Source organism: Microbacterium sp. 2FI, assembly GCF_005502885.1.
In the GTDB taxonomy this organism is placed as follows: Bacteria; Actinomycetota; Actinomycetes; order Actinomycetales; family Microbacteriaceae; genus Microbacterium.
This window is the reverse complement of record NZ_SCMR01000005.1, coordinates 66,081-78,015: the sequence shown is the minus strand read 5'-3', so window position 1 is coordinate 78,015 and position 11,935 is coordinate 66,081. Positions and strand designations below refer to the sequence as shown.

The 11,935-nt window shown below is 70.0% G+C and carries 10 protein-coding genes and 1 pseudogene; 9 read left to right on the top strand and 2 right to left on the bottom strand.

Going from position 1 to position 11,935, the window contains the following annotated elements; all coding sequences use genetic code 11:
- Nucleotides 1-236: 236 nt before the first annotated feature.
- Nucleotides 237-362: pseudogene (locus tag FFS15_RS18840) on the bottom strand (helix-turn-helix domain-containing protein); the annotation flags it as partial.
- A 15-nt stretch (nt 363-377) separates the two neighbouring features.
- Here FFS15_RS18840 and FFS15_RS06560 point away from each other — a divergent pair.
- The 5 genes from FFS15_RS06560 (at nt 378) to ppk2 (ending at nt 7,134) form a co-directional block, all read left to right on the top strand.
- Nucleotides 378-1,460: an ATP-binding cassette domain-containing protein gene (locus tag FFS15_RS06560; protein ID WP_349290454.1), complete on the top strand. Its 1,083-nt coding sequence runs from the start codon at nt 378-380 to the stop codon at nt 1,458-1,460.
- Entirely contained in the window at nt 1,457-2,239 is a 783-nt protein-coding gene (locus FFS15_RS06555) for an ABC transporter permease (protein WP_137844214.1), read from the top strand. The genes FFS15_RS06560 and FFS15_RS06555 overlap by 4 nt, the downstream gene beginning before the upstream one ends.
- A 56-nt stretch (nt 2,240-2,295) precedes the next feature.
- Complete coding sequence (locus FFS15_RS06550; protein ID WP_137844213.1) at nt 2,296-3,183, top strand: CHAD domain-containing protein; 888 nt, start codon at nt 2,296-2,298, stop codon at nt 3,181-3,183.
- 78 nt (nt 3,184-3,261) lie between these two features.
- The gene (locus FFS15_RS06545) at nt 3,262-6,282 is read left to right on the top strand and encodes a hypothetical protein (RefSeq protein ID WP_137844212.1); all 3,021 of its coding nucleotides are present in this window, start codon (nt 3,262-3,264) and stop codon (nt 6,280-6,282) included.
- A gap of 51 nt (nt 6,283-6,333) precedes the next feature.
- Nucleotides 6,334-7,134 (top strand): polyphosphate kinase 2, encoded by an 801-nt coding sequence (gene ppk2 / locus FFS15_RS06540; RefSeq protein WP_137844211.1) that lies wholly within the window; start codon nt 6,334-6,336, stop codon nt 7,132-7,134.
- 7 nt (nt 7,135-7,141) lie between these two features.
- Here the strand turns inward: ppk2 and FFS15_RS06535 are convergent, their stop codons facing one another.
- Nucleotides 7,142-7,531 carry a YccF domain-containing protein gene (locus tag FFS15_RS06535; protein WP_137844210.1) on the bottom strand — a complete coding sequence of 130 codons (390 nt, stop codon included), beginning with the start codon at nt 7,529-7,531 and terminating at the stop codon, nt 7,142-7,144.
- 104 nt (nt 7,532-7,635) lie between these two features.
- On the opposite strand from FFS15_RS06535, the gene FFS15_RS06530 reads away from it, so the two are divergent.
- The 4 genes from FFS15_RS06530 to FFS15_RS06515 all read left to right on the top strand — a co-directional run bounded on the left by FFS15_RS06530 (nt 7,636) and on the right by FFS15_RS06515 (nt 11,929).
- Nucleotides 7,636-7,893 (top strand): ribbon-helix-helix protein, CopG family, encoded by a 258-nt coding sequence (locus FFS15_RS06530; RefSeq protein WP_137844209.1) that lies wholly within the window; start codon nt 7,636-7,638, stop codon nt 7,891-7,893.
- Between the two features lie 8 nt (nt 7,894-7,901).
- A complete protein-coding gene (locus FFS15_RS06525) occupies nt 7,902-8,327 on the top strand; it encodes a TA system VapC family ribonuclease toxin (RefSeq protein WP_249353789.1) in 426 nt (141 codons plus the stop codon).
- A 67-nt stretch (nt 8,328-8,394) separates the two neighbouring features.
- Complete coding sequence (locus tag FFS15_RS06520; protein WP_171013106.1) at nt 8,395-10,884, top strand: UvrD-helicase domain-containing protein; 2,490 nt, start codon at nt 8,395-8,397, stop codon at nt 10,882-10,884.
- Nucleotides 10,885-10,912: 28 nt separating this feature from the next.
- Nucleotides 10,913-11,929, top strand: coding sequence for an SseB family protein (locus FFS15_RS06515; RefSeq protein WP_137844207.1), 1,017 nt, complete (start codon nt 10,913-10,915; stop codon nt 11,927-11,929).
- The last annotated feature ends 6 nt before the right edge of the window (nt 11,930-11,935 follow it).

The following is an 11,935-nucleotide window of genomic DNA, read 5'->3' as shown; positions in this document are numbered from 1 at the left end:
GCGACGCGTCGCCGGAGCGGCGCGGGCAACACCTGCTCGAGCTTGGCGAGGGCGGTGATCGTGGTCTCGGGTCCGCTCACGAGGCGCTGCGAGGCGGCGACGCGCAGCCCGATCGCCATGGCGACCGCCTCGTCGTCGGTCAGGAGCAGCGGCGGCACGGCGCTTCCGGCCTCGAGGCGGTAGCCGCCGGCGGCTCCCGGGCTCGACTCGATGCGGTAGCCGAGGTCGCGCAGCCGCTCGACGTCGCGGCGCACCGTGCGCTCGGTGACTCCGAGGCGCCCGGCAAGCTCGGATCCCGGCCAGTGCCGGTGCGTCTGCAGGAGGTTGAGCAGCGACAGGGCTCGCGTCGTGGTGTCGGACATGGTTCCGACTCTCTCATGCTATGCGGACTGAATCTGTCCGCATCGACTCGTACCCTCGGTGGCATGGCGAACGAACCGATCATTCAGGCGCAGGGACTCACCAAGCACTTCACGGTCAAGAAGAAGACGGTCGAAGCCGTCACCGACCTCACCTTCGAGGTGGCGAGCGGCGAGCTGGTGGCCTTCCTCGGCCCCAACGGCGCGGGCAAGTCGACGAGCCTGCGCATGCTCACCACCCTCATCCCGCCGACCGCCGGCACCGCACAGGTCGTCGGACACGACATCCTGCGCCGCTCCGCAGACGTGCGGGCGCGCATCGGCTATGTCGGTCAGCTCACGAGCGGCAGCTTCGCGCAGCGCGCGCGGGACGAGCTGCTGAGCCAGGGGGCTTTCTACGGCATGTCGAAGGCCGCCGCGCGAACGCGTGCCGACGAGCTCGTCGAATCGCTCGATCTCTCGAGCTTTGCGACGCGGTCGGTGCAGCAGCTCTCGGGCGGGCAGAAGCGGCGCCTCGACGTCGCCCTCGGGCTCATGCACGCCCCGCCGCTGCTGTTCCTCGACGAGCCGTCGACGGGCCTCGACCCGCAGAGCCGTGCGAACCTGTGGCAGCACATCCTCGACCTCCGCCGCCAGCACGGCACGACCGTCTTCCTCACGACCCACTACCTCGACGAGGCCGACCGGTACGCCGAGCGCGTGATGGTCATGGACAAGGGCCGTGTGATCGCGGATGACACCGCGACGCGACTGAAGGCCGAACTCGCCGGCGACGTGCTCACGCTCGGCTTCGCGTCGGAGGCGGATGCCGCGGCCGCCGTCGCCGTCGTCGCGCGCCTCACCGACCGCGAGGTGCGCCCCGCGGACGGCGCGACCGTCACGGTGACCGCGCCCGACGGCGATGCCCTGCTGCCGACCGCGGTGCGGGCACTCGATGCCGCGGGCATCACGGTGCAGACGGCGACGGGCGTGCCGCCCACGCTCGACGACGTGTTCCTCGCGCTCACCGGACGCACGCTCCGCGAGGCGGGCGAGGGCGAGGCCACCGAGGCCGAGCCCATCGACATCGAAGCAGACCAGACGACAGGAGCAAGCCGATGACCACCACTCCCGACACCGCTGTGCGCCCCAACCCCGCGCGCGATACCTGGAACGTGCTCACGCGCGAGCTGAAGCCCGTCGTGCGCGATCCGTTCTCGCTCATCTTCAGCCTGCTGCAGCCGCTCGTGTTCCTGGGGCTGTTCGCGCCGCTGCTCGTCGGCACGTCGGGCGTGCCCGTCGCCGAGACGCTGCAGTGGTTCGTGCCCGGCGTGCTCGTGATGATCGTGCTGTTCGGCACCGGCGCGACCGGATCCAACCTGCAGTACGAGATGATGACGGGCTCGCACGAGCGCACGCTCGTCGCGCCGCTGTCGCGGGCGTCGCTGCTGATCGGGCGGGCGCTCAAGGAGATCGCGCCGATTGTGGTGCAGGCCCTCCTCATCGTGCTCATCGCGTGGCCGTTCGGCTTCGCTGTCAACGTTCCAGGGCTGGTGATCGGGCTCGCGCTGCTGGCGGTGTTCGGCGTCGGACTCGGGTCGCTGTCGTACACGCTCGCGCTGAAGACCAAGGATCGCGAGTGGCTGTTCTGGGGTGTGCAGCAGACGCTGATCTTCCCGCTGCTGATCCTCTCGGGCATGCTGCTGCCGCTCGATGAGGGGCCGGCATGGATGCGCGCGGTGGCGACGGTGAACCCCGTGAACTGGGTCGTGCAGGCCGAGCGCGCGCTGTTCGCCGGTGATCTCGGCGCGATCGAGGTGCTGTGGGGCTGGGTCGCGGCGCTCGTGCTCGCTCTCGTGGGCCTGTGGGTCGGCATCCGGGCGATGCGCAAGAGCAGCTGACCGCGAGCCGCGTGGGGGCGACACCCCCGGGCGGCTGCGGAACCTACGATCAGAGCATGTCGTCGCCGCAGCCGCCCCGGATCGGCCCGGTTGTGCGTTCGATCGTCGACACGGCGGCCGCCGCCGTGATCGACACGAAGCCCGCAGCGCTGCGCGACGAGCCGGACGCCGTCCACCAGCACCGCACGGCGGTGCGGCGGCTGCGCAGCGTCCTTGCCGGATTCTCGCCCCTGCTGGACGAGCCGTCCGCGGATCGCCTGCGAGTCATGTACGGCGAGTGGGGCACGCAGTTGGGCATCGTCCGCGACGCCGAAGTGCGCGCCGCCGTTGCCGCGACGGCGCTGCAGGAGCGGGGAGTGACCGATGAATCCGCGATCTGGCGGCGGCTCGTCGACGAAGAGCGGGGGGAGTACTCGCGTCTGCACGCGCGCCTGATCGACCTCGCCGCCGGACCCCGGATCGTCGAGGCGGACGACCTGCTGCGCGGGTTCGCGCGCGACCCGGACGTGCTGGAGGGCGATCGGAAGGCGAAGAAGCAGCTCCGTCGGGTGCTCGCGCGAGAGGTGGAGCGGGTCGACGGAGCGCGACGCCGGATGGACGGAACCGACAATTCGTTCCACGACGTCCGCAAGGCCGGTCGGCGCCTCCGCTACGTCGCGGAAGCGATGACAGAGGCGGCGCCGACGATCCTTCCCGACGCGATCACCGAGCTTGCGGTCGCCGGTGAGGTCGTGCACGACGTGCTGGGCGACCACCGCGACCTCGTGATCTTCGCCGACCGCATCGATCGCGTTCGCTCCCTCGCAGCGCGCGCGATCGAGCCCGTACAGCTCTACGACGACCTCGCGCGCGATGCGCGGGCCGACGCGGGAACACGGCTCGACGGCCTTGACGCTGCGCTCGACGGCATCACCGACGCGTGGAAGCGGGTCCGAAGCGCCTGAGTCGGGCTGCTCGCTCCGTCGAACGCGACCACGACTCGCGCGGAATTGCGGGAGTCACCGGGGGATTAGGCTTCATCCATGACGCAGGCGACACGGCGAGGCATCCTCGCCGTCGTCACCGCCATCGTGCTGCTGGCTCTGGGCGCCGGGCTCGGGATCGTCGTGGGCGACGCGCTCGGCATCCGCACCGAGCCTGCCGAGCAGATGCAGCCGGCCGCCGCCGCCGCACCCGCGATCGCCGACGCGGTCGCGCCTCCGCAGTTCACGACGATCGACGCTCCCGACTCGATGCGCGTCGACGCGGCGATCGATGAATTGACGGATGCCGTCGCCGCGCGCGGCGCGCAGGGCGCGGCGTCCCTCGCCGTTGTGGTCGATGGTCCCGGCGACGCGGACCCGGCCGACGACTCATACCGCCTCGACGGCAGCGCCACGGCGCTCCGGATCAGCGCGACCACCGAGGTCGGCGCCGTCCGCGGCGTCTACGACATCGCCGCTGCGGTGCGTGCCGGGCGTGGGGTCACCGGCGGACTCGGCGAGCACGACGTCTCCCGCCTGCCGCTGCGCATGGTCGACCTCGGCGCCGTCGGCGTCGACCCGGACCCCGCCGAATGGGAGGCCGGCACCGACTACTCGCACGCGTCGAAGGCGTTCGCCGACGTCATCCTGCCCGAGGCGCCGTACATCGACGAGGCGGCGCTCGCCGAGGCGTTCGACGATTTCGACGCGTTCGTGCGGCACTCGCTCGCCAACGGGTCGAACGCGGTCGCCTTCCCCGGATTCGTCGAGTTCGTCACCTTCGACGATGCGCCCGGCGGCCCGGTCTACGCCGACGGCGACGACCACCGCGAGAAGGCGCTCGCCGTCCGCGGTGCCTTCGCGCCGTTCTGGGAGCACGCCGACGAGCTCGGCATGAAGGTGTTCCTGCGCACCGACATGCTCGCGCTCACCGGCCCCCTCGAGGGCTTCCTGGTCGATCGGTTCGGGTCGCTCGACACCGAGAACCCCGAACTGTGGGACGTGTACGCGGCGGGCCTCGACGAGCTCTACGCCGCCGCCCCCGCGCTCGACGGCGTGCTGATCCGCATCGGCGAGGCCGGTCAGGTCTATGACGTCGAGGGATGGGATGTGTACTCGGCGCTCGCGGTCACGACTGTCGACGGCGTGCGCGCGATGCTCGAGAGCCTCACGGCCCAGGCCGAGGCATCCGAGCGCGAAGTGATCTTCCGCACCTGGAGCGTCGGCGTCGGCGCCGTCGGCGACATGCACACCAACGCCGAATCGTACGAGGCCGTCCTCGGTGGCATCGACTCACCCGCGCTCATCGTGTCGACCAAGTACACACTCGGCGACTTCTATACCTGGCTGCCCCTCAACGACACGCTCGAGCAGGGATCGCAGCGCCGCGTCGTGGAGTTCCAGAGCCGCCGCGAGTTCGAGAACTTCGGCGCCTTCGCCAACGACCTCGGGCGCGAGTACCAGTGGGCGCTGCAAGAGCTTCTCGCGGCCAACGACCGCATCGAGGGCGTGTGGGTGTGGACGCAGGACGGCGGCCCGTGGCGCGCCGGCCCCATGACGCTGTATCTCAAGGCCGGATTCTGGCAGCTCTACGAGCTGAACACGCAGGTGGCGGCATCCCTCGCACGAGATCCCGATGTCGACGTCGACGCCGTCACGGCGGACTGGGCGCGCGAGTGGTTCTCGGACGACCCGGAGCCCCTCGCCGCGATCACCCAGGCGATGGGCCTCTCGCGCGACGCGATCACGCAGGGCATGTACATCGAGCAGTTCGCCGACCAGCGCGTCTTCGCGATCGGCCTCGAGCCGCCGCCGATGATGTGGATCTTCGAGTGGGACATCCTCACCGGCGACTCGGCCGTGCTCGATGTGCTCTACGCGATCGCCCGCGACGCTACGGGCGGCGACATCGATGCCGCGATCGCGGGTGGCGACGAGGCGGTCGCGACGGCGGAGCGCATGCGCGACCTCGTGGCCGAGACGGATGCCGGCGCCTGGCACGATGCCGGCATGCGCGACGCTTTCACGGCGGCGCTGGACTACGAGGTCGACGTGCTGCGGCTGTTGACGGCCTACCGCGCGATGATCCTGCACCAGGGGGAGTGGCACGACACGCTCTCTCCCGCGGCGCACGCGGCGTGGGATGCCGATCGCATCGTGTTCGACGAGCTCGCCGCCGCACATCTCGAGACCTACACAGGCGACATCGACCACCCGGCGTTCAACCTGACCGCCGCGCAGCTCGGCGTCGAGCGGGCGGAGCGCGACCTGACGATGGCGTGGCTCGCGCGCGGGTTGCTTGTCCTCGCCGCAGCGTGGGTGCTCATCGGCATCCTCGCAGCCCGCACGCGCCTCGTCCGTCGCCCGGGCGCCGCGGCCGCCCGCGCGACCTGGCTCGCCTCGACGCGGCCGTGGCGCGCGCGGGAATCGACGCTCGGCACGCTCGAGCTCGACCGCTGGCTCATGCTCGTCGTGCCCGCCGCACTTCTGGTGGCCACACGCGCGGTGCAGACGTCGTTCCTGTCGTGGACGCACCTGGCGGTCGTGCTCGGAGCGTGGCTGATGTTCCTGCTCGTCGTGCGCGTGTGCGTCGGCAGGCGCTCGCCGTGGCCGGTGATCGCCGCGGTCGGCGGAGTGATCGTGTTGCGCTGCATCGTCACCCTCGCCGCACTGTCGTTCACGGGGCCGGGCGGCTACTGGTTCGCGTTCTGGACCGAGCCGCTCTTCCGCACGCTCTACATCGCGGTCGCGTTCGCTCTGTTCGTGTGGGTGTTCGTCGCCGCGGGCTGGGCGCTGTCGAGTCAGGTCGGCGGCCGCCGCGCGTCCGGGTTCGTCCTCGCCGGCATCGGCGCCGGGCTCTTCGTGCCGGCCGTCGTGATCGGCGCGATCGGACTCGAGTCCGCGCTGACGATCTGGAACGACGAGATGGGCCTGCTGCCGTGGGGCCTCGCGCGGATCCTCGGCATCACGACCTACCTCGAGATCCCGGTCGAGACGCCGTGGATCGCGGCTGGTCTCGGTGCGCTGCTCGTCGTCGTCGGCGGTCTGCTGTCGCTGCCGCGGCGAGGCACCCGGGTCTAGGCTGGCGCCACACCGCGCGTGGGCGGTGCATCGATGCATCGGAAGGCGCGCATGTCGAAGAAGTCGCACAAGCAGGGCGATGGCCTCACCTCGAAGCAGTACGCGAAGGAGCTCAAGAAGCTGCACGTCGAGCTGGTGAAGCTGCAGGAGTGGGTGAGGCACGAGGGGCTCAAGGTCTGCATCGTGTTCGAGGGCCGCGACGGCGCCGGCAAGGGCGGGGTCATCAAGGCGATCACCGAACGCGTGACGCCTCGCGTCTTCCGGGTCGTGGCGCTGCCCGCGCCGACCGACCGCGAGAAGAGCCAGATGTACATCCAGCGCTACATCGGCCACTTCCCCGCCGCGGGCGAGGTCGTCATCTTCGACCGCAGTTGGTACAACCGCGCCGGCGTCGAGCGCGTGCTCGGATTCACCGACGAGGCGACCTCACGGAAGTTCCTCGAGCAGGTGCCGTTCGTCGAGCAGGCGATGGTCGACTCGGGGATCATCCTCATCAAGTACTGGCTCGAGGTGAGCCCCGAAGAGCAGACCCGGCGCCTGACGGATCGCATCACCGACGGGCGCAAGATCTGGAAGCTCTCGCCGATGGACCTGCTGTCGTACAACCGCTGGTACGACTACTCCCGTGCGCGCGACGACATGTTCGCCGCGACCGACACCGACGTCGCGCCCTGGCACGTGGCCGTCTCCGACGACAAGGAGCGCGCGCGGCTGAACATCATCTCCCACCTGCTGTCGCAGATTCCCTACGAGGAGATCCCGCGCGAGGAAGCGGTGCTGCCCGCGCGACAGCTGCCCGGCGACTACGTCGATCCGCAGCATCCGTACCGCTACGTGCCGACGAAGTACTGACGGCTGCTCAGACGGCACTCACCGAATCGACCGGCACGATGTCTTTGCCGAGCGGCATCAGCGAGATCGGCACCATCTTGAAGCTCGCGATGCCGAGCGGGATGCCGATGATCGTGAGGCACATAGCGATGCCGGTCGCGATGTGGCCGATCGCGAGCCAGATGCCGGCGAAGATCACCCAGATGACGTTGCCGAGGAACGAGCCGACTCCGGCATCCGGCTTGGCGACGATCGTCTGGCCGAAGGGCCACAGCGCATAGACGCCGATGCGGAACGAGGCGATGCCCCACGGGATCGTGATGATCAGGATGCAGAGCAGGACGCCGAAGAACATGTAAGCGAGGAACATCCAGAAGCCCGACAGGACGAGCCAGATGATGTTGAGGAGGGTGCGCACGGGGTCCATCCTGCCCGGGCAGGGCTGAGAGACCGCCCGGGGGGAGTGCGGCTTTGCCATCGATGTCGGAGCATATCGGCATACTGCGGCGTATGCTTCGACATATGCGCACCACGGTGATCCTTCCCGACGAGCTCTATCGCCAGGTCAAGCAGCGCGCCCGCGCCGAGGACCGCACCGTCACCTCCTTCATGGAAGAGGCACTGCGGCGGGAGCTCGCACGGCGCGAGCTGTCACGGCCGGAGCCGTATGTGGTCCGACCGACCGGCGCCGGCGGAGTGATGCCGGGCGTCGATCTGGCCGACAACGCCGCGCTCCTCGACCTCATGGACGAAGGCGTCCCCATCGAGAGGCGACGCTGATCGTGCTGATGCCTGATGTCAACGTGCTCGTGGGTGCGTTTCGTCGTGACGCGCCAGGCCACGAGGCGCTCAAGCTCTGGCTCGAGCAGGCCGTCGACGCGGATGAGGCGCTCGGCTTGGCACCGGCGGTGATCACGGGCACGGTGCGCGTCCTGACGAATCGGCGTGTGTTCTCGGCGCCTGACGACGTCGAAACGGCACTGCACCACGTCGACCATCTGCTCGCGCAGCCCGAGGTGGCGGTGATCGGGCCCGGACCGAGGCACTGGGAGATCTTCTCGCGTCTGTGCCGAGAGGGCGACGCGAGGGGGAATCTCGCGAGCGACGCCGCGCACGCGGCGATCGCGATCGAGCACGGCGCCACCTGGGTCAGCCTTGACCGCGACTTCGCCCGCTTCCCGGGCCTGCGCTGGGAGACGCCGAACGTATCGTGAGCACCGCCGCAGTCCGAGGAGCGGTTGCGGCGGCGGTGTCGGCGCGCGAGCCTAGACTTGTCGGGCCATGACCGACCCGTCTTCGGCCGCCTCTCGCGCGGCATCCGTCCCTGTCGTCATCGCGGGCGACGCCGGCCCTCGAGCCCACGCCGACGCCCGCCCCGACGAAGACCTGCTCGCGGGCCTCAACCCCCCACAGCGCGACGCCGTGACCTATCGCGGGTCGGCGCTCCTCATCGTCGCCGGTGCCGGGTCGGGCAAGACCAGCGTGCTCACGCGCCGCATCGCGAGCCTGCTGCGCACGAAAGAGGCGTGGCCGAGCCAGATCCTCGCGATCACGTTCACCAACAAGGCCGCCGGCGAGATGCGCGAGCGCGTCGAGCAGCTGGTCGGCGACACCGCACGCGGCATGTGGATCTCGACCTTCCACTCGGCGTGCGTGCGGATCCTGCGCCGCGAGGCCGAGCAGTTCGGCTTCACGAAGGCGTTCACGATCTACGACTCGGGCGATTCGCGCGCGCTCATCAAGCGCTTGGTGAAGGAGCACGAGGCCGACGCCTTCGGGCTGACGCCGGCGGCGACGCAGAGCCGCATCTCGAAGCTCAAGAACGAGCTCGCCGACGCAGAGTCGTATGCGCGCTCGGCGAACATGAGCGATCCCGCCGAGCGCGTCTTCGTCGAGCTGTTCAGCGCGTACCAGCGCGAGCTGCAGAAGGCGAACGCCTTCGACTTCGACGACCTCATCGGGCAGACCGTCTTCCTCTTCCGAGCGTTCCCGAAGGTCGCCGACGTGTACCGGCGGCGATTCCGCCACATCCTCGTCGACGAATACCAGGACACGAACCACGCCCAGTACGCGCTCATCCACGAGCTGACGCGGCCCGTCGGCTCGGACGCCGAACCCTTCGCGGGCGGCGGCGGCATGATGATCTTCGACGCGCCGCCGGCCGAAGAGGAGCAGCAGGCCTCCCTCACCGTCGTCGGCGACTCCGACCAGTCGATCTACGCTTTCCGCGGCGCCGACATCCGCAACATCAGCGAGTTCGAGAAGGACTACCCGGGCGCCAAGGTCGTGCTTCTCGAACAGAACTACCGGTCGACGCAGAACATCCTCTCGGCGGCGAACGCCGTCATCGGGCACAACTTCGACCGCAAGGACAAGAAGCTGTGGACCGACGTGGGCGCCGGCGAGCAGATCGTCGGCTTCACCGGGTACTCGCAGCATGACGAGGCGCAGTTCGTCGCCGACGAGGTCGAGGCGCTGCGACGCACCGGGGTCGACTACTCGCAGATGGCGGTGTTCTACCGCACCAACTCGCAGTCGCGGGCGCTGGAAGAGATCCTCATCCGCTCGGCGGTGCCGTACAAGATCATGGGCGGCACGAAGTTCTACGAGCGCGCCGAGATCAAAGACGCGCTCGCCTATCTCGTCGCCGTCGCGAACCCGGCCGACGAGATGGCGCTGCGGCGCATCATCAACCGGCCGCGCCGCGGCATCGGCGACGTGACGATCGAGGCCATCTCGCGGTACGCCGCCGACCAGCAGATCACCTTCCGCGACGCCCTCGCGAACTCGTCCGCGCTCGCGGTCGGGCCCAAGATCCAGAAGGCGATCGCGCATCTCGACGCCGTGCTCGCCGAGGCGTCCGCTCTGATGCTCCCCGAATCGGGTGAGCTCGCCCCGCCCACCGCCGTCGCCGACGGCCTGCAGGTGCTGCTGTCCAAGAGCGGATACATCGATGCGCTGCGGGCGAGCAAGGACGCGCAGGATGAAGCTCGCGTCGAGAACCTCGACGAACTCGTCGCGGTCGCGCGCGAGTTCGCCCGCAACAACCCCGAGGGCACGGTGCTCGACTTCCTGACCGAAGTCGCGCTCGTCTCCGACGCCGACGACCTCGAAGACGCATCGGGGTCGGTCTCGCTCATGACCCTGCACACCGCGAAGGGGCTCGAGTACGACGCCGTGTTCGTCACCGGCGTCGAAGAGGACCTGATCCCGCACCGCATCTCGGCGGGCGAGCCGGGCGGCCCGCAAGAGGAGCGGCGCCTCTTCTACGTCGGCATCACACGCGCGCGCAAGCGCCTGTACCTGTCCCTTGCGATGACCCGCGCGCAGTTCGGCGAGGTCACGGTCGCGATGCCGAGCCGCTTCCTGCAGGAGATACCGGCCGATCTGCTGCACTGGCGGCAGTCGCCGGGCGATGTCAACTCGCGCGGCGGCACGCAGTCGCGTGCGCTCAATGCACGCCGGACGTCAGGTTCGGGGTATGGCGGCGGGCAGGGCGGCGGCCGCAGGTACGGCGACGATCTCGTGCCGCTCGCTCGCCGCGCGCCGAGCGACTCGATCGAGAAGTTCGCGAACCGGATCCCGGCGAAGGTGCGCGACAACGGCGCGATGGAACTCACGACCGGCGACCGCATCCGTCACGACGATTTCGGCGAAGGACGCGTGGATGCCGTCACCGGCGAGGGTGCGAAGCGCGTCGCCCACGTCCGCTTCGACACGGCCGGGCCCAAGAAGCTGCTCATCAAGATCGCGCCGATCGAGAAGCTGTAGGCGCGTGCTCGCGGGTTAGGCTCGGACGATGGCCTTCTTCTCGCGCCGCAAGGGCGGCGCCGATCAGCCCGATTCCCCCGAAGGCGCGGATGCCGCGGCGGAGGATTCCGGCACACTCGACGCCGTTGAGGTGACGGATGCCGAGACCGAGGCGGCAGCATCCGTCTCGATCTCGATGTCGTCGTTCCAGGGACTCGGCGGCAAGCGCGAAGCAGCGGCCGCTGCCGGCATCACCCCGCGCCCGCGCGGGCCCGAGACGGCGCCGACGAACGTCGAGACGGTTCCGGGGCTGCGCGACAATGTGCTCGTTCGCGACGCGCTCGCGCCGCTGAGCATTCCGCCGACGCCGGCCGACCTGCTCAACGTCGTCCGGCAGCTGCTGCAGGGGCACCTCTTCCTGCGCGTGAAGGGCGATGCGCGTGCGCTCCTCGCGGAAGGCAAGCAACTGCCGCTCGCGGTCGCGACGATCGGCGAGCGCCGCTTCGCCCTCGCCTACAGCAGCGGTGCGGGCCTGCAGTCGAGCGTGCGCGCCGACGGCGACCGCGATACGTCGGCGATGGCGCAGCCGGCGCTCGTGGTCATCCGCCACGTGCTCGCAAGCGGGTACGACGGACTCATCCTCGACCACAGCTCGGCGCCGGCGCGGGCGGTGCTGCCGCGGGAGGTGCTCGAGAAGGCGCTCGAGAAGCTCGACGAATCGCTCACCGTGAAGACGCTCCTCGCGGGGGAGCGGACGCCCGAGACTGCGGCGGCGGTCGTCGACGCGCTCGCGCGCGTGCCGCTGTGGGTCGCGGTCGGGCGCGGCGCGAACGGCGCCCCGGGCATCGCCGAAGGGCGCACCTCCGACGGCTCGCGCTATCTCGAGGTGTTCACGCACCCGCTCGAGGTCGCGGTCATGACGCGCTCCGACCAGGCGGCGCCGCTGACCGCCGCCCAGCTCGCGGGTGCGTTGAACGCCGACGCCGGACTCTCGGGCGTCATGGTCGACCCCGCGGGTCCGTGGATCCGCCTCACGCGCGAAGAACTGGCGCCCCTGCTCGGCTGACGCGGG